Raw genomic sequence first — 23,727 nt, forward strand, 5'->3', positions numbered from 1 at the left:
CACAGTGAATCTGCCCAGGTCGGTCAGATCGCGGCGAAACGCTTGTCCAGGTAATCGATGATTACCTTGGAGTCATACATCCAGGTGGTCTGGCCATTCTCTTCGATACGCAGGCACGGCACCTTGATCTTGCCGCCTTGCTCCAGCAGGGTCTGGCGGTCCTGCTCGTTGTTCTTCGCATCCTTCAGCGCCACCGGCACATTCAGGCGGTGCAGGGTGCGGCGGGTCTTCACGCAGAACGGGCAGGCGTGGAATTGATACAGGGTCAGGTCCTTGGCCGCTGCGTTCACCTGCGCCTGTTGTTCGGCAGGGCGCTGCTTTTTGCGCGGGCGGGTAAGGAAGTCGCCGGCGATGATGACGTGGCCGAGGCCCACTCGAAGTGCTTTGACGAACATGGCTGAAACCTCTTGCCCATGAAGAAGGGGCCGCAGCTTACCTCAATTTTGCAGGCGAAAAAAAACCGGCGATGAACGCCGGTTTTTCCCTACCCAGCCTGTTACTTGATCAGGCTGAGGAATTCACTGCGGGTGGCCGCGTTTTCGCGGAACTCACCCAGCATCACCGAGGTGATCATCGACGAATTCTGTTTCTCCACACCGCGCATCATCATGCACATGTGCTTGGCTTCGATCACCACGGCCACGCCCAGGGCACCGGTCACTTGCATCACCGCATCGGCGATCTGGCGGCTGAGGTTTTCCTGGATCTGCAGGCGGCGCGCATACATGTCGACAATCCGCGCGACCTTCGACAGGCCCAGCACCTTGCCGCTCGGGATATACGCCACATGCGCCTTGCCGATAAACGGCAGCAGGTGGTGTTCGCACAGCGAGTACAACTCGATGTCCTTGACCAGCACCATTTCGCTGTTGTCGGAGCTGAACAAGGCACCGTTGGTGACTTCTTCGAGTGTCTGTTCATAGCCGCGGCAAAGGTACTGCATCGCCTTGGCGGCACGCTTGGGCGTGTCGAGCAGGCCCTCGCGGGAGACGTCCTCGCCGAGTTGGCCGAGGATCGCGGTGTAATTCTGTTCCAGGGACATGAAACTACCTGTGGGATTTTCGCAAAGCGCAAGGTTACGGTGGCCGACACATCGCTGCAAGCCTGACGATGGCACTTGTTACTCGTCGCGCCCTTCCATCATCGTGCGCTTGAGCATCACATACACCGCACCCGCGCCCCCATGACGGGCCTGGCACGAGGTAAAGCCGAGCACCTGGGCATGCTGGCGCAGCCAGGTGTTGACGTGGCTCTTGATCATCGGCCGCTTGCCGTCCAAGCGCACCGCCTTGCCATGGGTGACGCGCACGCAGCGGATTTCAAACTTGGTGGCTTCGGCGAGGAAGGCCCACAGGGTTTCCCGGGCTTTCTCCACGTTCATGCCGTGCAGGTCGAGGCTGCCTTCGAACGGGATCTGACCGGCCTTGAGCTTGCGCATCTGGCTTTCCTGTACGCCGTCGCGGGCCCACATCAGCTCGTCTTCGGGGCCGACATCGATCACGAACTGGTCTGACAGGCCATCCACGGTGGTGGCATCGGTGCGTACGGTAGCAGCCTGGCGCAGCTTGGCGATCTGTGCGCGGTCGGCCTTGGGTTTGCCGGTGTCGGCGCGGTCGTGCTTGATCGGCTTGACGCCGCGCAGCTCGTTTTTGAACAGGGAAAAATCGTCGTCTTGCATGTCAGCCTCCGCGAAGGGCGGGCAGTTTACCTAAATCGCGGCGGCCGGGGCGCAGGAAACGCTATCCAAGCGCCATCAGTCGTGCTTTTTCATCAGGTGCGAGGCGATGTTCAGTGACAACGGCTGGCGCATCTTCCGACGGCTGCGACGCCACAGCCATATGCCCAGCCACAGCACGAGCAGCCCGATCCCCAGCAGAATCGCCGAGCCGCCAGGGCTGGCATTCAGTTCGCCAAGGGCCGGCGAGTGGCCAAACAAACCGGCGCCACCAGCGCCGGTCAACAGCAAACCTACGACCGCCAGCAGCGCGGCAATGCCGGCCACCAGGCGCAGACGCCAGTTGCTCGGGCCCTTGGGGCGCAAGCGACGAGCGTCAAAACCATCGGATATCTTCATTCCGACCTTTCCTCCAGGGTATCGGCCCTTCGACCGGAAGATACACAGGTTGTTCCTGTACCCGAGGTAAATGCGCCAAATGAGAGGGCTTTGCGGATGAGCGGGACCTGCAACAGGCCGCGCCGCTCACCCGAAGGGCGATCAGATCAGGTCTTTAGTCAGTGCGAGAGTGGCAAAATTGTCAGCCATGATGGCCATCTCGGTCTGCTGCACATGCTCGGCGCTCAGGATGCCACCTTTGTAAGGCAGGTCGCGGGTGGCACAGGCGTCTTCCACCAGGGTGCAGCGAAACCCCAGGTTCTTCGCGGCACGCACGGTGGTGCTGACGCTGGAGTGGCTCATGAAGCCGCAGACGATCAGGTCCAGGGAACCGAGGTCCTGCAGGTGTTTTTCCAGGCCGGTGCCGTGGAAGGCGCTGGGCAGCAGCTTGCCGATGATGGTTTCGTCACCTTGAGGTTCGAGGCCGGGGATGAACTCACCGCGTTCGCCCTGGGGGTCAAACAGGCCGCCCACGGTACCCAGGTGGCGCACGTGCACGATCGGGCGCCCGGCGTTGCGCGCGGCGGCGACCAGTTGCTTGATATTGCCGACCGCCGCGTCCATGCCGGAGAGGGCGAGCGGGCCACTGAGGTATTCCTTTTGAGCGTCGATGATCACGAGGGTCGCATGGGCAAGGTTGGCAGCTGCGTAACCACGACCGCTGAGTTGAAACATCGTCTTTGGAACGGACATTCTGGGGCTCCTGTGAGGGGGGCTTTTGCGTCATTGTCCACTGGCTGAGCGGTTCTGTGAATCGCTACTATCGTAAGGTACGCCGTTGCTGGCGTGCAGCCATGTCAAGTGGTGGCGATGTTTAACCGAATGATGGCGATTTGGATGAAATCCGACGTACGGCAACAGGTTTTCGTACATCGTCGATACAGGCGAAGACTGTTAGAATCGCCAGTCGTTTTTTCCAGGAGTCTGCCCCCCGTGATCACATCCCGCCTGCGCACCTTGCGCGACCACATCCGTTGGGCCGTCAGCCGTTTCCATGGGGAAGACCTGTTTTTTGGCCATGGCACCGACAATGCCTGGGACGAAGCCCGGCAGTTGGTGCTCGGTGCCTTGCACCTGCCATGGGAAATTGCCGACAGCTACCTCGATTGCAACCTGGAAGAAGAGGAAATCTCTCACGTACAGCGTTTGTTGCATCGCCGTATCCATGAGCGGGTGCCCACGGCCTACCTGTTGAAAGAGGCGTGGTTCTGCGGCATGTCGTTTATCGTTGACGAGCGCGTGCTGATCCCGCGCTCACCTATCGGCGAGTTGATCGAAAACCGCTTCGAACCTTGGCTGGCCCAACCACCGACGCGCATCCTCGACCTGTGCACCGGCTCCGGCTGCATCGGCATTGCCTGCGCCTACGAGTTCCAGGACGCCGAAGTGGTACTCGGTGACCTGTCCTTCGAAGCCCTGGAAGTGGCCAATCAGAATATCGAGCGCCATGGTGTCGACGAGCGTGTGTACACCGTGCAGGGCGACGGCTTCGACGGCCTGCCGGGCCAGCGCTTTGACCTGATCGTGTCGAACCCGCCGTATGTGGATGCCGAAGACTTTGCCGACATGCCGGACGAATACCAGCACGAGCCGGAGCTGGGCCTGGCCTGCGGCGACGATGGCCTGAACCTGGTGCGGCGCATGCTGGCCGAGGCGGCGGACCACCTGACCGAGAAGGGTTTGCTGATTGTCGAGGTGGGCAACAGCCAGGTGCATGTTGACGCGCTGTACCCGGAAGTGGACTTCGCCTGGCTGGATTTCCAGCGGGGTGGGCATGGGGTGTTCATGCTCACGGCCGAACAGTGCCGAGAGCACCAGGCAATCTTCGCCGCTCGGGTTTAACCAACCTTAGGGTAGGAAATGTAGGAGGGGCCACGCCCCCTCCCACCTTTCGATGGCTTTCCAGCCGGCTATCGGTGCGTGGCAATCCAGATCAACAGCCCCGCCTGAAACACGGTAAATGCCACCAGGCAGGTGATGGTAAAGCGCAACCCGCTGTCCTCACGCTTGAACTTGGTGACCTTTTCTTCTTCCTTGCGCAGCTTCACTTCCTGCTCCAGCAGGTTGTGCTCGGCCTGTTGCAGCATCTGCGCGGCTTCAAGGATCTCCACGAACTGCACCTTCTCGGTGTTCCAACTGTCCAGTACGTCGCTGACCTTGCCCGGCTGCACGTTGCCTTTGAGGTGCTGCACATCGGCGTAGGCCACATCGAAACCCTGGACGCGCAGGAAGTGATCGCGGCGCAGGCGTGTGGCTTCGTTGAGTGCGTCCTTGTTGGCCAGGTCCACGCCGTCGACGCGGTAGCTTGACCATTTTTTCTTCGCCCACGCGGCGCCCTGGGCCACCAGGAAGCGGCCGATGCCGCGGTTGGCCGGTTCGATTTCCAGGCTGTTGCCCGGGCCGAAGTGCACGCGGTGTTTATCGTGATCCACCCAGATATCCAGATGGTTCTGCTCACGGCGCACCCGCTGCCCCGGCAATTGGATCACCATGCGCAACAGGCTGTGGTGTTTGTCATGGCGCTCGGCATAGCCGAACTGTACGAACCGCAGCGGCCGCAGGCCGGTGGCGCGGTCGGTGGCCAGCGGGGCCAGGCGCAGCATCTTGAAATGCTCGGCCTGAACATCCGCCCACGGCAGGGGAGCCGCCGTGTCGATGGCCTCGGTTTTTTCAGCCGGGGTGTCGGCGGTCGGTTCCGGTGTTGCTTCAGTGGTTGTCATGCGGTGCGATCCTGTCCAAGCCCTGCCAGTCGACAGTCTTTTTGCTGTCGACTCTGGGCTTATCGGCCGCTTTTTGCAGGACTGGAGGCAAATTGTCGGTTAACGGGGTTGAAGTCCGTCGATAAAGCCTGCCAAGCGGGTGCCCAGTTCAGCGGCGAGCGGCAATTGCGGGTCATTGTAGGAGGCCAATTGTTGCTTTACGTCGTTGGGCACGATGCGCATCACGTGGTTCATGCCTTCGATCACCGCCAGTTCGGCATCGGGCTTGGCCCTTTTGAGTTGCTCGGCGTCGCCCACACCGACCTGAATATCGTTGCTGCCCTGGATGATCAACGCCGGCATGCGCAGTTTCGCAAAGGCCGCTGAAGGGTCGGCGCGAAACAGGCTGATCAGATAAGGCTGCACGCTGGGTCGGAAAATGCCCTGCAACGGGCCAGGCACATCGGCGTCCACCTGACCGGCCTTGAGGTGATCAAGGATTTCATTGCTGCGCAGCAGCAGGGCAGGGGGCAGGTGATCGGCCAGTTGCTGGCGGATCACCTGGTCGACCGGGCGGGCGCTGCCGGACAGGGAAATGACTCCAGCCGGGTCGAGTTGGGGGGCGGCGAGGGCGGCAACCAGCGCGCCTTCGCTGTGGCCCAGCACAATCAGCGGGCCCATGCGTGTGTCGGCCTTGAGCAATTTACCCCAGGCCACCGCGTCGGCCACGTAGGCATCGAGGGTCAGGTTGCGTTCGTCGGGCGTGGCGGCGAGGCTGGCGGCCACACCGCGCTTGTCGTAGCGCACGCTGGCGATGTTATGCCGGGCCAGCACCCAGGCCAGGCGCTTGAGGCTGTCATTGCGTGCGCCGTCGGCGCTGTTGCCGTTGCGGTCGGTGGGGCCGGAGCCGGCGATGATCAACACCACCGGTACCGGTTTGTCGGACTGCGGCAGCAGCAGCGAGCCAAACAGTTCGCCACTGCCGGTGTCCAGGCTGATCGGGCGTTGCAGTACGACAGGGGAGGCGGCGTGGGCCACGGCGGTAAACAGGGTCAGGGTAAACAGAAGAACTCGCAGCATCATCGCGCCATCATGAGGAAGGTGCCGGTTGGACCAAGGTCTACCGGTAAGGTTTCGAGGATGAACTAGTCGGTTAGCCTGCGTATACTGGCCGCCTTAAGTTATTACGGTTGACTTGATTCAACTGATTTCACGGAGCGCCCTGCATGTCCGGCAATACCTTCGGCAAGCTGTTCACTGTCACCACCGCGGGCGAAAGCCATGGCCCGGCGTTGGTCGCCATTGTCGACGGCTGCCCGCCCGGCCTCGAGCTGTCCCTGGAAGACCTGCAGCGTGACCTCGACCGTCGCAAGCCCGGCACCAGCCGCCACACCACCCAGCGCCAGGAGCCCGACGAAGTCGAGATCCTCTCCGGGGTGTTCGAAGGTCGTACCACCGGGTGCGCCATCGGCCTGCTGATTCGCAATACCGACCAGAAGTCCAAGGACTATTCGGCGATCAAGGATCTGTTCCGCCCGGCCCACGCCGACTACACCTACCACCATAAATACGGCGAACGCGACTACCGTGGCGGCGGCCGCAGCTCGGCGCGCGAAACCGCGATGCGGGTGGCAGCCGGCGCCATCGCCAAGAAATACCTGGCGACCCAGGGCATCGTCATCCGTGGCTACATGAGCCAGTTGGGCCCGATTGAAATCCCGTTCAAGACCTGGGACAGTGTGGAAGACAACGCCTTTTTCTGCCCTGACCCGGACAAAGTACCGGAGCTGGAAGCCTACATGGACCAGCTGCGCCGCGACCAGGATTCGGTCGGCGCCAAGATCACCGTGGTCGCCGAAGGCGTCAAGCCGGGCCTGGGCGAGCCGATTTTCGATCGCCTCGACGCCGAACTGGCCCACGCGCTGATGAGCATCAATGCCGTGAAAGGCGTGGAGATTGGCGCCGGTTTCGCCTGCGTGTCCCAGCGTGGCACCGAGCACCGCGATGAACTGACGCCGGAAGGCTTCCTCAGCAACAACGCGGGCGGCATCCTCGGCGGTATTTCCTCCGGCCAGCCGATTGTTGCGCACCTGGCACTCAAGGCCACCTCGAGCATCACCACCCCGGGCCGTTCGATCGATGTGCACGGCAACCCGGTGGACGTGATCACCAAGGGCCGTCACGACCCGTGCGTGGGCATCCGGGCCACGCCGATTGCCGAAGCGATGATGGCCATCGTGTTGATGGACCACCTGCTGCGCAATCGCGGGCAAAATGCCGATGTGCGCGTGAGTACCCCGGTGCTGGGCCAGCTGTGACGGCGCGGCGGTGACAGCCCTCCCGTACTGGCGCCTCTCCAGCTTCTACCTGTTCTACTTCGCTCTGCTTGGGGCGACGGCGCCGTTCCTGGCGCTGTACTTCGACCACCTGGGGTTCTCCAGCGCGCGCATCGGCGAGCTGGTGGCCATCCCCATGCTGATGCGCTGCGTGGCCCCCAACCTGTGGGGCTGGCTGGGCGACTACAGCGGCCGACGCCTGGCCATCGTGCGCTTCGGCGCGGTGTGCACCCTGCTGAGTTTTTCCCTGATCTTCGTCAGCCACTCCTACGCCTGGCTGGCCCTGGTGATGGCCCTGCATGCGTTCTTCTGGCACGCGGTGCTGCCGCAGTTTGAAGTGATCACCCTGGCCCACCTGCAAAAACAGACCGCGCGCTATAGCCAGGTGCGCCTGTGGGGCTCCATCGGTTTTATCCTCACCGTGGTGATCATGGGCCGCCTGTTCGACTGGCTGAGCCTGGATATCTACCCGGTGGTGGTCGTGGTGATCATGGCCGGCATCATCGGTGCCAGCCTGTGGGTCCCGAATGCGCAGCCCGCCAGCCACGGCAATCGTCTGGCCGCTGATGGTTTCCTCAAGCAGCTGCGCAGTCCCGGCGTACTGGCGTTTTACGCCTGCGTGGCGCTGATGCAAATGAGCCATGGCCCGTATTACACCTTCCTGACCCTGCACCTGGAACACCTTGGCTACAGCCGTGGCATGATCGGCATGCTGTGGGCCCTGGGGGTGCTGGCGGAAGTGCTGATGTTCCTGGGCATGAGCCGCATCCTCACACGTTTTTCGGTACGCCGGGTGCTGCTGGCCAGTTTCCTGCTGGCGGCCCTGCGCTGGCTGTTGCTGGGCTCGTTTGCCGAACTGCTGTGGGTGCTGTTGCTGGCGCAGGTCATGCACGCTGCCACGTTCGGCAGTTTTCACGCCGCAGCGATTGCCTTTGTGCAGCGCAGCTTTGGCGATAAGCAACAAGGCCAGGGCCAGGCGCTGTACGCCGCCCTGGCCGGCACCGGCGGTGCGCTGGGTGCGCTGTATTCCGGCTACAGCTGGAACCTGCTGGGGCCGACCTTCACCTTTAGTATTGCCAGCGTCGCCGCCCTGGCCGCCGCCGCTATCATCGGTTTTCGATTGCAAGAGCAGAACCAAGGAACCCTTCAATGAGTTATGTCGCCGTCTACCCCGTCGCTTCACCGGATACCCCGAACAAGGTCCTGACCCATGTCGACGACATCGCCGCTACCCTGGCCGAGCACGGTGTGCGGTTCGAGCGCTGGCAGCCTGCCCTGATCGAGAGGGGCGCCAGCGACGCTGAGATGATTGCCGCCTATCAGCCGCAGATCGATGCCCTCGGCTACGGTGCGGTGGCGGTGCTCAGTGTCACCAGCGACCACCCGCAAAAAGCCGAATGGCGTGCCCGGTTCCTGGATGAACGCCGCTGCAGCGAAGACGAAGTGCATTTTTTCATCGCCGGCCAGGGCTTGTTCAACCTGCATGTTGGCGACTACGTGTATGCCGTGCGTTGTGAAAAAAACGATCTGCTGGTGGTACCCGCCGGTATGCCGCATTGGTTTGATATGGGGGAGAACCCCCACTGTATAACGCTGCGACTCTTCAATCAGGCGCAAAACCCGGTGCCGGAGTTGACGGGCGACGATATCGCCCGACGCTTTCCCGGGCTGGATGACTGATTACGACATATCGAAAACTTCAACCCCCGCATGTTGGAAGTTGTTGTGGGAATAAACTCTTATTCTTGTAAGGCCCGGCTGTTTATCGCGGGGCCTGCGCCTTAGTGCCATTGGTTATGTAACTCTTTGCGGCAACAACGTTTATATCACCTGTCAATAGGAGGAATCCGAAGGTGATATGGCGATAGCCAGCAAAAGGGAGTGAAACTAATGAGAGGCCCCAGGGAATTGTCTCCAGTGCCACATTCGGTGCCCAACGCCGCCAGGAGGCGTTTGAGCTTGTCCGGAAAACCACTGACCCCTACGGAACTGGAAATCCTGCGTTGGGCCTCCGAAGGCAAGACCGTCTGGGAGATCAGCCAGATTCGCACCACGTCCGAAGCCACGGTGAAATTCCACCTGCGCAATATCTACGGCAAATTTGGCGTGACCAACCGAGTGCAGGCGATGAATGAGGCGGCACGCCAAGGTTTATGCTGACCCCAGCTTTCGGCCACCGAAGCAATCGGTTTGAAGCGTCATCGTCCAGCCATAACGAAGTCGTGCTTACGTGGATGCCCCTTCAGAATGTCCTCGGCGACCGACTCGGCTCCAGTTCCGGAGGGTGTCAATGAACGGGCGTAGCGGAGGCGGTACCTGACGCGGAATAACGGTAATGCCATGACCTCGACCTTGCACCTAATTGACCTCATCGTGTCGCCCACATTCGGGGGGCTCGATGCCTAACGTCGCATTGGTGGCGCTAGGCTCGACGTCAGTCTTTTGATTGATCGCGTCGGCTAAGCGGCAGCGATCAGCGCTCCTTGTTGGCGCAGATGCGTCTGGAAACGATCGGCATAGTCTTCGACAACGGCATCCCTTACGCTGGAGCGTGTCACAAGCGCCTCACGCCAAGCCGAAATGCGCGGAAGGCCGTCGAAAATCTGGTGTGCGACAGTTGCGTCGATACTCTCGAAGTAACGGAAAAGCGGGGCATAAACCGCATCAACCATTCCAAAGGCCGAGCCATTGAAGAACGGCCCCACGCCTATTTCTGACTCCAGTTTGCCGAGCCGTTCGCGAAATGCGGTGCGCTTGGCATCTGCGGTCGCAGAGTCACGAGCGTGGAGAAACTGCCAGGCTTCAGCCTGCGCCTGCGACGCGAACTCGATCCACGCGCGATTCCGTGCGCGAGCTAACGCATCGACGGGGTACATCGGCGCGCCGCCTTGGGTTTCGTCGAGGTACTCGCAGATGACCATGCTTTCGAATAGGATCGCGTCTTCCGCATTGTCCCGGCGCACCTTGAGCACCGGGACCTTGCCGGTTGGCGAAACTGCCAGAAACCAGTCTGGCTTGGCTGATAAATCGACATTTATCCGATCGAATTGGATACCCTTTTCAAGCAGCACAATCGCGGCGCGCTGTACGAATGGGCATAGTGGGTGGCTTATCAGCGTAAGAGCGTTCATTGCTTTTAGTGGCCCTGGATGGTTTATCAAGCGCAAACAGCGGCAGAGGTTTCCCGCGTACCGCTGTGTGCGCAGTCTGGATTGGACTGTTTCGTCCCTGAGTGCTGGGGCCGGCGTTCAGTACCTGATTAACTCAGCCCGGGCGATGTGGCATTCGCGTAATTCTTGAGCTGCGCGCTTAGCCATTCAGCAGGCGGCCGCCGTCAAGGACGATTTCAGAGCCGAGCGTCCAGCGCGACTCGTCGGATGCCAGATACAGCACTGCCTTGGCCACCTCGTCGGAGGTACCGAAGCGCCCAAGCGGAATGGTTGCCGCGATCTCTTTGTTAAGCTGCGCGCGATAAGCTTGCGGAATACCCAGCTTGTCGTAAAGCGGCGTCTCGACGGGGCCAGGGCTCACTGCGTTGACACGGATGCCACGGCCCAGCAATTCGGTCGAGAGCGTCTTCGACATGTTCAGCAATGCGGCCTTCGTTGCGGCATACACGGACGAGCGATCTGCGCCTGCATGGGCGCTTACGGAAGTCGTCAACACGACCGAAGCAGGATTGGCGAAGACCGGCAACAGCGCCTGCATCAGGAAGTACGGCCCTTTGACGTTGATGTCGAAAGAGCGGTCGAACATATCTTCCGTCCATTCCTCAATGGGCTGCCAGACGGATACGCCGGCATTGAGGAAGGCAACGTCGAGTTGGCCGTAGTGTTCCTTGATGACGTGTGCCAGTTCCTTTTGTGCCGCAACGCTGGCCGAGTCGGCGCGCAGCACCGGCACTTCCGGGCCCAATTCGGCCTGGGCCTTTGCAATCGAATCGGGGTTGGCACCCGTTACGATCACGCGAGCACCCTCGGCCAGGAACTGCTTTGCCGTTTCCAGCCCGATGCCACTGGTGCCGCCAGTAATGAGCGTACGTTTACCTTGCAAGCGCGACATTTGAATTCTCCGGTGAATGACGACCACCGCGGTCGACAGGGAGAATATGCGCTCATGCCCCATGGTATATAAGACTGCTTATTCGCATATAATTCATGCAAATTGAGCATGAATTGAGGTGGAGAAGTGGACCGATTTCTGTTGATGACATGCTTCGCGCGTGCTGTAGAAACCGGGAGCTTTTCGGCGGCGGGGCGGGATCTAGGGCTGGGGCAACCGAATGTAAGCCGCTATGTAGCGGCTCTGGAGGATCATTTGCAGACGCGTTTGCTCCACCGGTCTACGCGCAAGCTGTCGTTGACACCGGAGGGCGAACGCTACTATGCGGACATCCGGCGCATCCTGGATGCGGTGGATGAATCCGAATCGTCCTTCAGAAACAACGTCGATCCATCGGGACTCTTGCGCGTAGCCTGTCCGACAGCTCTCGCACACGCGTTTGTGCTGCCGCATGTGCCGGCCTTTCTGGAGCGCTACCCTCAATTGATCTTGGATCTCCAACTCAACGATCGATACGTAGACCTGGTCAATGAAGGCACCGAACTCGCCATTCGCATAGGACTGCTGGAGGACAGCACCTTGCGCGCCCGGCCTCTTGGATGGTACGACCGGGTCTTCGTCGCCAGCACGGACTACTTGGCTAAACGCGGCGTTCCGCAGACCCCGGAGGATCTACGCGACCACGATTGCATCATCTACACCTTACTGTCGTCCGGGGCGACCTGGCGATTCCGGGACGCGGAGATTCCGATTACCGGCAGGCTCAGGGTCAACTCGCCCGACGCTGTGAGTGCGGCGGTCGTGGCGGGCCTGGGTGTGGCGCATGGACCCGCGTGGCTGTTTGAGGGCGGGCTGAACAGCGGGAGATTACAGTTCATTCTCACCAACCATGGGGCTCCCCCTGTCCCCGTGCAGATGGTTTATGTCGCCAATAGATTGCTCCCCACGCGGGCTATCGTGTTCATGGATTTCATGGCTGAGGTGTTTTCAAAGATTCCAGCCTTGAACGGCGGCACCCCGGTGCCGACTCTATAAGACGAGACGGCACCGGCAGATGTTGAACTCGCGTATAAACAGCTGTATCGGACTCAGGCGCAGTTCAGCGAAGTGCCGGGCTGGAGTCATCGTCAAACAAAAAAGGCCGCGACGCTCAAGAGCGTCGCGGCCTTGTTATGACTGCGGTATTTACGCCGAATGGTAGGTCGGCAGGGCAAAGCGGTTCTGGCTTTGCAACATCGAAATTTGCGGCAGTTCACTGGCTTGTTCGGCCAGGTCGCGACGAATCGCGCTGATCACCCAGGTCAATTGATCGGCGGTGTGCAACTGCTGGTAAGAGATCGAACGCTTGACCTGCTTGCCGTCACTGTTGCGCAGGGTCAACAGAATGCCGCCGTCGGGACGAGGCTGGGTGGTGACGTCGTAGTTGGAGAATACTGAAGCGAATTTATCTTGGATCAGGCTCATGTCTATCAGCTCCGTTGGCTCAAGTTGGCAAGCATGGAGTGATAGGTGCAGTGATTGTGCCAGCTTATGATTTAAAAAATATTCTTATAAATCAATGGCTTGAAAATACAGTGGATTTTCGCTTTCGTGCAATTTGCATGAATGGCCATCATGCATCCTGCATTTTGCGTTACTCGATAGGATGGGGTTGGCGCCCCTGTACGGATAAAGACTACTCGCGGGCAGCTAAATTCCTTTTTTGAGCACCCACCCGACGGGATACAAAACTTTTCAAATCCCGCGTGTACAGCCGAAGAACGGCTGACGTATTTTCCTGCAATGCATTCGGCCTTCCTCTTACGGAGGTGTCGGTGCTTCGGGATCAGACGAAGAATAAGAAAAAGGACGTTTCTCCATGAGCCACCCGCACAATGACATGATCACCTGGGGCAAGCTGCTGAGTAAGGTGCCGGCCATCGTTCGCGCCCTGCCGCGCGTAGTGCGCGGCATGCGTGCGGCCAATGTCACCGACCCCGCGCAGCCTTGCGGGCTGGGCTGGCACTTTGAGCAAGCCACCCTGCGCAACCCAGACGGCAACGCATTGCTGTACGGCGACCGTGTGCTCAGCTACACCGACGCCAACCAGCGCGCCAACCGTATTGCCTATCACCTGCAAGCCCAGGGCATCGGCAAGGGTGACGTGGTGGCGCTGTTTATCGAAAACCGCCCCGAATTGCTCTTGAACGTGCTGGCCGTGGCCAAGCTGGGTGGCATCTGCGCGATGCTCAATACCGCGCAAACCCAGGCGACGCTGGTGCACAGCCTGACCCTGGTGAGCCCGGCGGCCATTATTGTCGGTGCGGAACTGGTGGCCCCCTATGACGCGGTGCGCGATCAGGTGGCCATTGCGGCTAATCGAACCTGGTTCGTCGCCGATCAGCCATCCAGCCTGGTGCCGCAGGGGTATATCGACCTGTTGGCGGCGAGCGCCGAGTGCCCGGTGGACAACCCGGCCAGCACTGCGCAGATCTTCTTCAACGACCCTTGCTTCTATATCTACACCTCCGGCACCACCGGCCTGCCCAAGGCCGGCATCATGAAACACGGCCGCTGGACCAAGACTGCCGTCAGCTTCGGCAGCATCGCGCTGGACATGGGCCCGGACGATGTCCTGTATTGCACCTTGCCGCTGTACCACGCCACCGGCCTTTGCGTGTGTTGGGGCTCGGCGATTGTCGGGGCCTCGGGCTTCGCCATTCGCCGCAAGTTCAGCGCCAGCCAGTTCTGGGACGATGCGCGCCGATTCAAGGCGACCACCCTCGGCTACGTCGGTGAGTTGTGTCGTTACCTGCTCGACCAGCCACCCAGCGAAAACGACCGTGACAACTGCGTGACCAAGATGGTTGGCAATGGCTTGCGCCCCGGTGTGTGGGCGCAGTTCAAGGCACGCTATGGCGTGGAGCATATCTGCGAGCTGTACGCGGCCAGTGACGGCAATATCGGTTTTACCAACGTGCTGAATTTCGACAACACCATCGGTTTCTGCCTGCAGCACTGGGCGCTGGTGGACTACGCCCATGACAGCGGCGAGCCGCTGCGTGGCAGCGATGGCTTTATGCGTAAAGTCCCCACGGGCGGGCAGGGCCTGTTGTTGGCGAGGATCGATGAAAAATCGCCCTTCGACGGCTACACCGACCCGGAAAAGAATCGCAGGGTGGTACTCACCGACGTGTTTGAAAAAGGTGACCGCTACTTCAATACCGGCGATTTGTTGCGCAGTATCGGCTTTGGCCATGCGCAATTTGTGGATCGCCTGGGGGACACCTATCGCTGGAAAGGTGAAAACGTGTCCACCACCGAGGTCGAGAACGTCCTGCTGCAACACCCGCAGATCGCCGAAGTGGTGGCTTATGGCGTCGAGATCGAAAACACCAATGGCCGCGCGGGCATGGTCGCCATCACCCCGAGTGAATCCCTGGCCTCGCTGGACATGCGCGAGCTGCTGAAATTCGCCCACGGCCAGTTGCCCCACTATGCGGTGCCGCTCTTCCTGCGGATCAAGGTCAAGATGGAAACCACCGGTACCTTCAAGTACCAGAAGGTCAAGCTCAAGGAAGAAGCCTTTGATCCGGACAAGGCCGGCAATGACCCGGTGTATGCCTGGTTGCCGGGGTCGGACTGCTATGTGCCGGTCACCGGGCAACTGTTGGCGCAGATCCAGGGCGGCCAGTTCCGCTATTGATTCTGTCTATGGCCGCTTTTGCTAAAAAGGGCATGACAGTGGGGAACTCCCTCGCGACACTGGCGGCCTATAAAGCACCAGACAAGGAGCCCCCACATGTCAGACCACGCCAAACAAATGACTGAAGACGAAGCCGCCGAATTTGCCGAGCAGGTCTTCGACGTCGCCCGCAAAGGCGACGCCGCCATGCTCGCCGCGCTCCTGGCCAAAGGCTTGCCGGCCAACTTTCGCAACCACAACGGCGATACCTTGCTGATGCTGTCTGCCTACCACGGCCATGCCGAAGCGGTAAAAGTGCTGCTGGAGTTCAAGGCCGACCCGCTGATCGCCAATGACAAGAACCAGTTGCCCATCGCCGGCGCGGCGTTCAAGGGCCACTTGCCGGTGGTCAAGGCGCTGATTGAAGGGGGCACGCCGATCGAGGCCGCCTCGTCCGACGGGCGTACTGCGTTGATGATGGCCGCCATGTTCAACCGCGTCGACATGGTCGACTACCTGCTCAGCCAAGGCGCCAACCCCAAGGCCACCGATGCCCAGGGCGCGACTGCGCTGGCGGCGGCGCAGACCATGGGGGCGAAGGACACGGCGGCGCAGTTGGAGAAACTGGTGTAGGCTGTGCGCCCTCAAAAACCAGCCCGCTACAGGATCACCCCATGAAAACCGCCCTCGTCGAACTTATCAGCAAAATCAGCGCCGGGGTCATGGGCGCGGACGAGGTGGCGCGCATCGCCGAAGAGGCCGCCCAGGCCTACGCCGACCCGGCGGCCTTCCTGGCCGCCAACCCGGATATCAACTACGACGACAGCTTTCCGATCCCGCTGGGGGAGTGGGTGGTAGTCGGCAGCCTGCCGGATACCGTGCTGTTCCAGGCCGATACCTATGGCGACCTGTTTGCGCAGATCGTCGCGTCGTTCGGACCGGGTGTGGCGTTCAACCTCAAACCCAAGCAACTGGCCAAGACTGACGGCCTCACCGCCCTGAACCGTATCCAGATCCAGATGAGCGCCCTGAGCCCGGAAGACGGCGGTTATGTGCTGCTCAACTTCAGCCAGTTGCTGGACGACGAGATCCAGGCGGTGCTGGTGTTCGGCAATGACCTGCCGCGCGTGCTGGCGTTGTGTGCCGAAGTCGGCATCCAGGCCGAGCCATCCCTGGAAGCGCTGAAGGTCGCCGTGCACGTCTGAAATAAAACGGAACCCCGGCCAGGGCTGGCTATCCTACAAGGGCATGCCCTCACTTAGGAGCGACACCATGGGTTCCACTTTTAACAGCCTGATCGGCTTGATCATCCTGGCGCTGGATATCTGGGCGATCATCAATGTGTTCAAAAGCGGCGCAAGCACCGGGGCCAAGGTGTTGTGGATCCTGTTGATCCTGCTGCTGCCGGTACTGGGCCTGATCATCTGGGCTATCGCCGGGCCGCGCGGTAACGTGCGGATCTGATCCCTGCTCCCTCCTTGTAGCAGCTGCCTCGCCGAGGCTCGGCAGCTGCTACGGTACTTGCTCGTCTCTTCGCTGTATTTTGTGTATCGAAATATTCGCTGCACACAATTTTCACATCTTATCCAAGACAATCCGCCGGCTCTATCTCTCCCTGCCAAGGCCCTGCCTCAGGTGCTTTTAAAGGCGGCGCAGCGGTGCTCGTTCAGTAATTAATAGCCTTGATGGCATTGATCGGGCACCATTCGCGCCACTGCATTACTTCGTCACTTAAACTTCCAATGGGTCCTGAAACGACATGGCAAACCCGGACGCCCTGAGTCAGCAGCGAGCTTCTAATCGCCTGCTGCAACCGACCGTCAAATCCCATCTGGCGTACACGCTGCTCTGCGCACTGGTCATGATGGTGATGTTCTCCCTGCTGCGCCTGGCGCTGCTGGTCTACAACCGCGAGATGATCCTCGACACGCCGGCCTCGACCTTCCTTGAAGCGTTCGCCAACGGCCTGCGTTTTGACATCCGCCTGGTGGTCTACCTGCTGATCCCGCTGCTGCTGGCACTGTTCAGCGTACGGGCCATGGCCGCGCGTGGGTTATTCCGCTTCTGGCTGACCCTTGCGTCCAGCATCGCCCTGTTCCTGGGCTTGATGGAGATGGACTTCTACCGCGAGTTCCACCAGCGCCTCAACGGCCTGGTCTTCCAGTATGTGAAGGAAGACCCGAAAACCGTGATGAGCATGCTCTGGTACGGTTTCCCGGTGGTGCGCTACCTGCTGGCCTGGGCCGTGGGCACGCTGATCCTGAGCATCGCGTTCAAAGGCGCCGACCGCGCCACGCGCCCACGTGGCCCGTTCAGTGGTGGCAGCATCGGCACGCGCCAGGTGGCGCCGTGGTACAGCCGCATCGCGGTGTTCGTCGTGTGCCTGCTGATCGCCGTGGTTGCCGCCCGTGGCACCCTGCGCCAGGGCCCGCCGCTGCGTTGGGGCGATGTGTACACCACCGATTCGAACTTCGCCAACCAGTTGGGCCTCAATGGCACCTTGTCGCTGATCGCGGCGGCCAAGGCCCGGTTCGGTGAGGACCGCTCCAACATCTGGAAGGCGACCCTGGACCAGCCGCTGGCCACCCAGACCGTGCGTGACATGCTGGTGCTGCCACAGGAAAAACTGGTCGATACCGACATCGCCGCCGTACGCCGCGACTACACGCCGCCGGCCGAGAAGACCCTGCCGATCAAGAACGTGGTCGTGATCCTGATGGAAAGCTTCGCCGGTCACTCGGTCGGCGCCTTGGGGCGTCCCGGCAACATCACGCCATCCTTCGACAAACTGTCCAAGGAAGGCCTGCTGTTCGACCGTTTCTTCTCCAACGGCACCCATACCCACCAGGGTATGTTCGCCACCATGGCCTGCTTCCCGAACCTGCCAGGCTTTGAATACCTGATGCAGACCCCGGAAGGCAGCCATAAGCTGTCGGGCCTGCCACAGTTGCTCAGCGCCCGTGATTTCAACGACGTGTATGTCTACAACGGCGACTTCGCCTGGGACAACCAGTCGGGCTTCTTCAGCAACCAGGGCATGACCAACTTCATCGGCCGCAACGACTTCGTCGACCCGGTGTTCTCCGACCCGACCTGGGGCGTGTCCGACCAGGACATGTTCAACCGTGGCCTGGAAGAGTTGAAGGCCCGTGAAGGCGGCAAGCCGTTCTACGCACTCCTGCAAACCCTGTCCAACCACACGCCGTACGCGTTGCCGACGCCATTGCCGGTGGAGAAAGTCACCGACCGTGGCAGCCTCAACGAGCATTTGACGGCCATGCGTTACTCCGACTGGGCCCTGGGCCAGTTCTTTGAGAAGGCCCGCAAGGAGCCGTACTTCAAGGAAACCCTGTTCGTGATCGTGGGCGACCATGGCTTCGGCAACGAACAGCAGATCACCGAGATGGACCTGGGTCGCTTCAACGTACCGATGCTGATGATTGCACCGGGCGTGCAGGAGAAGTTCGGCGAGCGTGACCACACCGTGGGCACCCAGATCGACATCGTGCCGACCATCATGGGCCGCCTGGGTGGTGACACCCTGCACCAATGCTGGGGCCGCGACCTGCTGAACCTGCCGGAAGGCGACAAGGGCTTTGGCGTGATCAAGCCATCGGGCAGCGACCAGACCGTGGCCCTGGTCACCGCAGACCGTATTCTGGTACTGCCCAAGGAAATGCCACCGAAGCTGTGGCAATACGAACTGGGCGCCAACCCGAGCGGTAAAGTGATTGCCGAATCGCCGGACGAGGCTGCACTCAAGCAGAAACTCGAAGCGTTCCTGCAAACCGCGACCAAGAGTTTGCTGGATAACACCGCAGGCGTTGTAAACGGTAAGCCGGACTAATTAACCGGCAATAAAAAAGAGGCCTTTTTCAAGGCCTCTTTTTTTTGCTTCGTTATTACCGCGGAGCGGTTATATCCGGCCCAGTAACAACAGGACCAGCAGCACCACCAGCACCACACCGAGGATACCCGACGGGCCATAACCCCAATTACGCGAGTGCGGGAATACCGGCAGACCGCCGACCAGCAGGAGGATCAAGATAATGATCAGAATGAGGCTCATGGTTTTTTCCTTATTGTCTTTCTGCAAAGACCGGTTGTTTAACGATAGGCCTGCAGAGTTAATTACAGACGCCTTAACTACTCCGACTCTGGTGCTTCGCAGAAAATTCCATGTTTTTTTAAAGCATTTCGGTCAGTCGCTTATTTCTTTTAATTCGCGCTCATCCAGCACTTATTAGTTGAAAAACATTGAACTTAGGCGGACGGCAGGTATCCGACCCGGCCCACGGTTTGCCTGGGGCATTCATCACTCTGATGGTGCGTGGGTGCAGGAAAAACCTTCGCTACACTGCCGATCACTTCTTCTGTGAACCACAAGGCTACTTCCTATGCAAAATCGCATGATGATCACTGGCGCCGGGTCCGGCCTGGGTCGTGAAATCGCTCTGCGCTGGGCCCGCGAGGGTTGGCAGTTGGCCTTGTCGGACGTCAGCGAGCCCGGCTTGCAGGACACCCTGAAGCGCGTGCGTGAAGCCGGTGGCGATGGCTTTATCCAGCGCTGCGACGTGCGCGACTACAGCCAGCTCACGGCGTTTGCCCAGGCCTGCGAAGTGAAGCTGGGCGGCATCGATGTGATCGTCAACAACGCCGGCGTAGCCTCGGGCGGCTTCTTTGCCGAGTTGTCGCTGGAGGACTGGGACTGGCAGATCGCAATCAACCTGATGGGCGTGGTCAAGGGCTGCAAGGCGTTCCTGCCGCTGCTGGAAAAGAGCAAGGGCCGCATCATCAACATCGCCTCGATGGCGGCCCTGATGCAGGGGCCGGCCATGAGCAACTACAACGTGGCCAAGGCCGGTGTGGTGGCGCTGTCGGAGAGTTTGCTGGTGGAGCTCAAGCAGCAGGAAGTCGGCGTGCACGTGGTGTGCCCGTCGTTCTTCCAGACCAACCTGTTGGATTCTTTCCGTGGGCCCACACCGGCGATGAAGGCGCAGGTAGGCAAGTTGTTGGAGAGTTCGCCGATCTCGGCGGCGGACATTGCCGACTACATCTACCAGCGTGTGGCGCAGGGCGAATTCATGATCCTGCCCCATGAGCAGGGGCGGATGGCGTGGGCCTTGAAGCAGAAGAACCCGCAGTTGCTCTATGACGAAATGACCACCATGGCCGACAGGATGCGCGCCAAGGCACAGGCTGTTAAGGGCTGATCAGGCGGTAGTCTGTCAGGCAATTTACCTGCATGTGTAGGCGTTGCCTGATTTTGCCGCGAGGCATTGCTGCGCCCACACCCAGCGCGCATGGTCGGGGTCCTGTCATTCAATAAGGACAACCGCCATGCTGGTCTTAAGCCGCGCCGTAGGCGAAATCATCGCTATCGGTGATGACATCACCGTGCGCATTCTCGAGCTGAATGGTAATCAGGTGAAATTTGGTGTTGTTGCGCCCGTCGGGGTGCATGTCCATCGTGCCGAGGTCCACCAAAAGATCCTCAAGCGTCAAACCCCGCAATCCCAAACCGCCACCAACCCCTGAGTCAGTCGAACAGATGCTTGGGCACATCGTGCTTGAGCATCAACTGGCACTGCTCGCTGTCCGGGTCGAACACAATCAGCGCCTGGCCCTTGGTCAGCGCCTGGCGCACCCGCAGCACGCGGGTTTCCAGGGGCGTGTCGTCACCATTGTCGGTGCCGTCGCGGGTCACGAAGTCTTCGATAAGGCGGGTCAGGGTGTCGACTTCAAGTGCATCGTAGGGAATCAGCATACAAGCCTCAGATGATGGATCCCGGCGATCCTACTGCGCCGGGACCGCAGTTGCCAGCGTCAGGACTTCTGGCCGACCAGGCTGTCCACCGATGGCACGCGCGTGTCGCTCTCCATCTGCGTTTCGTGCTCGATCTGATGGCTGAACCGGTCCAGTGAGCCCTGGGCCGGTTGTGCGTCACTGGCGAACACCGGCGGGCTGAGGATATACGCGCCCAACAGCCGGCTCAGCGCCGCCAGGCTGTCGATATGGGTGCGCTCATAACCATGGGTCGCATCGCAACCGAACGCCAGCAGCGCGGTGCGGATGTCGTGGCCGGCCGTCACCGCCGAATGGGCATCGCTGAAGTAATAGCGGAACAGGTCGCGGCGCACGGGCAAGTCGTTATCCGAGGCCAGGCGCAGCAGGTGGCGGGAGAGGTGATAGTCATACGGCCCGCCGGAATCCTGCATGGCCACACTGACCGCGTGCTCGCTGGAGTGCTGGCCGGGGGCGACCGGGGCGATATCGATACCGACAAACTCACTCACATCCCAGGGCAAAGCCGCCGCGGCGCCGCTGCCGGTTTCCTCGGTGATGGTGAACAGCGGGTGGCAGTCGATCAACAACGGTTCGCCGCTGTCGACGATGGCCTTGAGCGCAGCCAACAGCGCGGCGACGCCGGCTTTATCGTCCAGGTGGCGGGCACTGATATGCCCGCTCTCGGTGAACTCGGGCAAGGGGTCGAACGCCACGTAGTCACCGATGCCGATCCCCAGGGAATCGCAATCGGCGCGGGTGGCGCAGTAGGCATCCAGGCGCAATTCCACATGGTCCCAGCTCACCGGCATTTCATCCACGGCGGTGTTGAACGCGTGCCCGGAGGCCATCAACGGCAACACGCTGCCACGGATCACACCGTTGTCGGTAAACAGGCTGACGCGGCTGCCCTCGGCAAAGCGGCTCGACCAGCAGCCGACGGGCGCGAGGGTCAGGCGGCCGTTGTCCTTGATCGCGCGCACGGCGGCGCCGATGGTGTCCAGGTGCGCGGACACCGCACGGTCGGGGCTGTTTTTCTGGCCCTTGAGGGTGGCGCGAATCGTGCCGCGCCGGGTCATTTCAAACGGGATGCCCAGCTCTTCCAGGCGTTCGGCGACGTAGCGCACGATGGTGTCGGTAAACCCGGTGGGGCTGGGAATGGCGAGCATTTCCAGCAGGACTTTTTGCAGGTAGTTGAGGTCCGGTTCGGGGATGGTTCGGCTCATGAAGACTCCTGATGAAATAAGTGAAATTCTTTGGCCAGTGGGGCTGTTGTGGCCAAGGGGCTTGTTGTGGCAAGCCCGCTCACCACAGGGTTATTGAGCTGTCGGCTGGCTATGGGGGAATAGCAGGTCCACAAACTTCTCCGCCGTCGGCTGCGGTTCATGGTTGGCCAGGCCGGCCCGTTCGTTGGCTTCGATAAAGACGTACTCGGGTTGATCGGCCGCAGCCACCATCAGGTCCAGGCCCACCATGGGGATATCCAGGGCGCGGGCGGCGCGCACGGCGGCGTCCACCAGGGTCGGATGGAGGATCGCGGTGACGTCCTCCAGGCAGCCGCCGGTGTGCAGGTTGGCGGTGCGGCGCACGGCCAGGGTCTGGCCACGGGGCAGGATGCTGCTGTAGTCGTAGCCGGCGGCGTGCAGGGTGCGTTCGGTTTCTGCATCCACGGGGATTTTGCTTTCGCCGTCGGTGGCCGCCTGCCGGCGTCGGCTCTGGGCCTCGATCAGCGCACCAATGGAATGCTGGCCGTCACCGGTCACTTCGGCAGGGCGGCGAATCGCAGCGGCGACCACCTCGAAGCCGATCACCAGGATGCGCAGGTCCAGGCCTTGGTGGAAGCTCTCCAGCAACACGCGGCTGTCGAACTGGCGCGCGGCTTCGATTGCCTGCTGCACCTCTTCAATGCTCTGCAGATCCACCGCCACGCCCTGGCCTTGCTCGCCATCGAGCGGCTTGACCACGACGCGCTGGTGTTCGTCGAGGAACTCCAGGTTGTCATCGGCGCTGCCCGCCAGTTGTTGCGCAGGCAGTTTCAAACCCGCGGCTTTCAACACCTTGTGGGTGAGGCTCTTGTCCTGGCACAGGGTCATGCTGATCGCGCTGGTCAGGTCGCTCAGCGACTCGCGGCAGCGCACGCGGCGGCCACCATGGCTGAGGGTGAACAAACCGGCATCGGCGTCATCCACCTGCACATCGATGCCGCGTCGATGGGCCTCTTCGACAATGATCCGCGCATACGGGTTGAACCCCGCCTGGGGTCCGGGGCCGAGGAACAGCGGCTGGTTGATACCGTTCTTGCGCTTGATCGCAAAGGTGGTCAGGGCACGGAAGCCGAGCTTGGCGTAGAGGTTCTTGGCCTGGCGATTATCGTGCAGCACCGACAGGTCGAGATAGCTCAGGCCACGGCTCATAAAGTGCTCCACCAGGTGGCGCACCAGCACTTCGCCCACACCGGGGCGTGTGCACAGCGGGTCGACCGCCAGGCACCACAGGCTGCAACCGTTTTCCGGGTCGTGGAAGGCTTTCTGGTGATTGAGGCCCATCACGCTGCCGATCACCGCGCCACTGTCTTCGTCCTCGGCCAGCCAGTACACCGGGCCGCCTTCATGGCGCGGTGTCAGGCGTTCGGCGTCGACCGGCAGCATGCCGCGGCCTTGATACAACTGGTTGACCGCCAGCCAATCGGCCTCGCTCTGCACCCGGCGAATCCGAAAGCCGCGAAACACACGGGTGGCCGGGCGGTAGTCGCTGAACCACAGGCGCAGGGTGTCGGATGGGTCGAGGAACAACTGCTGCGGATCTATGCCGAGGATCTGCTGGGGCGCGGCCACATACAGCGCGATATCGCGCTCGCCGGGCTGTTCGTTGAGCAGTTCCTGGGCCAGGCTCGCCGGGTCCGGGAAGGTATGGCCGATCAACAACCGGCCCCAGCCGCAATGCACGGCGATCGGCTCGGCGGCCAATGGGCTGCCATCTTCGGCCAGACGCGCTTGCAGGCGCTCGTAGGTCGGCGCCTGGCCCTTCAACAAGCGTTGGCTGTAAGCCGCTGCATGGGGTTTCATCAA

The 23,727-nt window shown here is 61.1% G+C and carries 27 protein-coding genes; 13 read left to right on the forward strand and 14 right to left on the reverse strand.

Annotated features, from left to right (window positions below):
- Positions 1-23: 23 nt before the first annotated feature.
- The 5 genes from C8K58_RS12800 to C8K58_RS12820 all read right to left on the reverse strand — a co-directional run bounded on the left by C8K58_RS12800 (position 24) and on the right by C8K58_RS12820 (position 2,806).
- Positions 24-395, reverse strand: a complete 372-nt coding sequence (locus C8K58_RS12800; protein ID WP_027603930.1) for a glutathione S-transferase N-terminal domain-containing protein — start codon at positions 393-395, stop codon at positions 24-26.
- Positions 396-496: 101 nt separating this feature from the next.
- Entirely contained in the window at positions 497-1,042 is a 546-nt protein-coding gene (gene folE, locus C8K58_RS12805; protein ID WP_003442011.1) for a GTP cyclohydrolase I FolE, read from the reverse strand.
- A gap of 78 nt (positions 1,043-1,120) precedes the next feature.
- Positions 1,121-1,678 carry a Smr/MutS family protein gene (locus tag C8K58_RS12810; RefSeq protein ID WP_016976371.1) on the reverse strand — a complete coding sequence of 186 codons (558 nt, stop codon included), beginning with the start codon at positions 1,676-1,678 and terminating at the stop codon, positions 1,121-1,123.
- A gap of 75 nt (positions 1,679-1,753) precedes the next feature.
- The gene (locus C8K58_RS12815) at positions 1,754-2,074 is read right to left on the reverse strand and encodes a hypothetical protein (protein WP_108573789.1); all 321 of its coding nucleotides are present in this window, start codon (positions 2,072-2,074) and stop codon (positions 1,754-1,756) included.
- Positions 2,075-2,215: 141 nt separating this feature from the next.
- The gene (locus tag C8K58_RS12820; RefSeq protein ID WP_027603932.1) at positions 2,216-2,806 is read right to left on the reverse strand and encodes a cysteine hydrolase family protein; all 591 of its coding nucleotides are present in this window, start codon (positions 2,804-2,806) and stop codon (positions 2,216-2,218) included.
- Positions 2,807-3,046: 240 nt separating this feature from the next.
- Here C8K58_RS12820 and prmB point away from each other — a divergent pair, with 240 nt between their 5' ends.
- Positions 3,047-3,955 (forward strand): 50S ribosomal protein L3 N(5)-glutamine methyltransferase, encoded by a 909-nt coding sequence (gene prmB, locus C8K58_RS12825; protein ID WP_027603933.1) that lies wholly within the window; start codon positions 3,047-3,049, stop codon positions 3,953-3,955.
- A gap of 68 nt (positions 3,956-4,023) precedes the next feature.
- Here prmB and C8K58_RS12830 read toward each other — a convergent pair whose 3' ends face one another.
- Together C8K58_RS12830 and C8K58_RS12835 are read right to left on the reverse strand one after the other, a co-directional pair.
- Entirely contained in the window at positions 4,024-4,833 is an 810-nt protein-coding gene (locus C8K58_RS12830; protein ID WP_027603934.1) for a hypothetical protein, read from the reverse strand.
- A gap of 99 nt (positions 4,834-4,932) precedes the next feature.
- Positions 4,933-5,895: an alpha/beta hydrolase gene (locus C8K58_RS12835; RefSeq protein WP_027603935.1), complete on the reverse strand. Its 963-nt coding sequence runs from the start codon at positions 5,893-5,895 to the stop codon at positions 4,933-4,935.
- A gap of 143 nt (positions 5,896-6,038) precedes the next feature.
- On the opposite strand from C8K58_RS12835, the gene aroC reads away from it, so the two are divergent.
- The 4 genes from aroC to C8K58_RS12855 all read left to right on the forward strand — a co-directional run bounded on the left by aroC (position 6,039) and on the right by C8K58_RS12855 (position 9,308).
- On the forward strand, positions 6,039-7,130 hold the full coding sequence (gene aroC / locus C8K58_RS12840) for a chorismate synthase (protein ID WP_027603936.1): 1,092 nt from the start codon (positions 6,039-6,041) through the stop codon (positions 7,128-7,130).
- Between the two features lie 10 nt (positions 7,131-7,140).
- Positions 7,141-8,301, forward strand: coding sequence for an MFS transporter (locus C8K58_RS12845; RefSeq protein ID WP_027603937.1), 1,161 nt, complete (start codon positions 7,141-7,143; stop codon positions 8,299-8,301).
- Positions 8,298-8,828, forward strand: coding sequence for an acireductone dioxygenase (locus C8K58_RS12850; protein ID WP_027603938.1), 531 nt, complete (start codon positions 8,298-8,300; stop codon positions 8,826-8,828). Before C8K58_RS12845 ends, C8K58_RS12850 begins: the two co-directional genes overlap by 4 nt.
- A 210-nt stretch (positions 8,829-9,038) precedes the next feature.
- On the forward strand, positions 9,039-9,308 hold the full coding sequence (locus tag C8K58_RS12855; protein ID WP_108573790.1) for a response regulator transcription factor: 270 nt from the start codon (positions 9,039-9,041) through the stop codon (positions 9,306-9,308).
- Between the two features lie 299 nt (positions 9,309-9,607).
- On the opposite strand, the gene C8K58_RS12860 is transcribed toward C8K58_RS12855, so the two are convergent.
- Positions 9,608-10,279, reverse strand: a complete 672-nt coding sequence (locus C8K58_RS12860) for a glutathione S-transferase family protein (protein WP_108573791.1) — start codon at positions 10,277-10,279, stop codon at positions 9,608-9,610.
- A gap of 178 nt (positions 10,280-10,457) precedes the next feature.
- The gene (locus tag C8K58_RS12865; RefSeq protein ID WP_108573792.1) at positions 10,458-11,210 is read right to left on the reverse strand and encodes an SDR family oxidoreductase; all 753 of its coding nucleotides are present in this window, start codon (positions 11,208-11,210) and stop codon (positions 10,458-10,460) included.
- A gap of 126 nt (positions 11,211-11,336) precedes the next feature.
- On the opposite strand from C8K58_RS12865, the gene C8K58_RS12870 reads away from it, so the two are divergent.
- Positions 11,337-12,245 (forward strand): LysR family transcriptional regulator, encoded by a 909-nt coding sequence (locus C8K58_RS12870; protein ID WP_027603942.1) that lies wholly within the window; start codon positions 11,337-11,339, stop codon positions 12,243-12,245.
- Between the two features lie 150 nt (positions 12,246-12,395).
- Here C8K58_RS12870 and C8K58_RS12875 read toward each other — a convergent pair whose 3' ends face one another.
- Positions 12,396-12,674, reverse strand: coding sequence for a DUF3509 domain-containing protein (locus C8K58_RS12875; protein WP_027603943.1), 279 nt, complete (start codon positions 12,672-12,674; stop codon positions 12,396-12,398).
- A 394-nt stretch (positions 12,675-13,068) separates the two neighbouring features.
- On the opposite strand from C8K58_RS12875, the gene C8K58_RS12880 reads away from it, so the two are divergent.
- From C8K58_RS12880 to C8K58_RS12900, 5 genes are all read left to right on the forward strand, one after another.
- On the forward strand, positions 13,069-14,895 hold the full coding sequence (locus tag C8K58_RS12880; RefSeq protein WP_108573793.1) for a long-chain-acyl-CoA synthetase: 1,827 nt from the start codon (positions 13,069-13,071) through the stop codon (positions 14,893-14,895).
- A gap of 96 nt (positions 14,896-14,991) precedes the next feature.
- Positions 14,992-15,507, forward strand: coding sequence for an ankyrin repeat domain-containing protein (locus tag C8K58_RS12885; RefSeq protein ID WP_027603945.1), 516 nt, complete (start codon positions 14,992-14,994; stop codon positions 15,505-15,507).
- Positions 15,508-15,548: 41 nt separating this feature from the next.
- Positions 15,549-16,079, forward strand: coding sequence for a hypothetical protein (locus C8K58_RS12890; RefSeq protein WP_027603946.1), 531 nt, complete (start codon positions 15,549-15,551; stop codon positions 16,077-16,079).
- Positions 16,080-16,146: 67 nt separating this feature from the next.
- The gene (locus C8K58_RS12895) at positions 16,147-16,338 is read left to right on the forward strand and encodes a PLDc N-terminal domain-containing protein (protein WP_003192770.1); all 192 of its coding nucleotides are present in this window, start codon (positions 16,147-16,149) and stop codon (positions 16,336-16,338) included.
- A 295-nt stretch (positions 16,339-16,633) separates the two neighbouring features.
- Complete coding sequence (locus tag C8K58_RS12900; protein ID WP_098478982.1) at positions 16,634-18,721, forward strand: LTA synthase family protein; 2,088 nt, start codon at positions 16,634-16,636, stop codon at positions 18,719-18,721.
- A 69-nt stretch (positions 18,722-18,790) separates the two neighbouring features.
- Here the strand turns inward: C8K58_RS12900 and C8K58_RS12905 are convergent, their stop codons facing one another.
- On the reverse strand, positions 18,791-18,943 hold the full coding sequence (locus C8K58_RS12905) for a DUF3309 family protein (protein ID WP_015885095.1): 153 nt from the start codon (positions 18,941-18,943) through the stop codon (positions 18,791-18,793).
- Between the two features lie 328 nt (positions 18,944-19,271).
- On the opposite strand from C8K58_RS12905, the gene C8K58_RS12910 reads away from it, so the two are divergent.
- Complete coding sequence (locus tag C8K58_RS12910) at positions 19,272-20,087, forward strand: SDR family oxidoreductase (protein WP_027603948.1); 816 nt, start codon at positions 19,272-19,274, stop codon at positions 20,085-20,087.
- A gap of 127 nt (positions 20,088-20,214) precedes the next feature.
- Positions 20,215-20,412: a carbon storage regulator CsrA gene (gene csrA, locus C8K58_RS12915; protein WP_092355080.1), complete on the forward strand. Its 198-nt coding sequence runs from the start codon at positions 20,215-20,217 to the stop codon at positions 20,410-20,412.
- Position 20,413: 1 nt separating this feature from the next.
- On the opposite strand, the gene C8K58_RS12920 is transcribed toward csrA, so the two are convergent.
- The 3 genes from C8K58_RS12920 to ngg all read right to left on the reverse strand — a co-directional run bounded on the left by C8K58_RS12920 (position 20,414) and on the right by ngg (position 23,724).
- Positions 20,414-20,641, reverse strand: coding sequence for a YheU family protein (locus C8K58_RS12920; RefSeq protein WP_003236706.1), 228 nt, complete (start codon positions 20,639-20,641; stop codon positions 20,414-20,416).
- 59 nt (positions 20,642-20,700) lie between these two features.
- The gene (locus tag C8K58_RS12925; protein ID WP_027603950.1) at positions 20,701-21,885 is read right to left on the reverse strand and encodes an osmoprotectant NAGGN system M42 family peptidase; all 1,185 of its coding nucleotides are present in this window, start codon (positions 21,883-21,885) and stop codon (positions 20,701-20,703) included.
- A 90-nt stretch (positions 21,886-21,975) separates the two neighbouring features.
- Positions 21,976-23,724 (reverse strand): N-acetylglutaminylglutamine synthetase, encoded by a 1,749-nt coding sequence (gene ngg / locus C8K58_RS12930; RefSeq protein WP_027603951.1) that lies wholly within the window; start codon positions 23,722-23,724, stop codon positions 21,976-21,978.
- Positions 23,725-23,727 lie beyond the last annotated feature (3 nt).

Source organism: Pseudomonas sp. GV047 (assembly GCF_003058245.1).
Lineage (GTDB): Bacteria > Pseudomonadota > Gammaproteobacteria > Pseudomonadales > Pseudomonadaceae > Aquipseudomonas > Aquipseudomonas marginalis.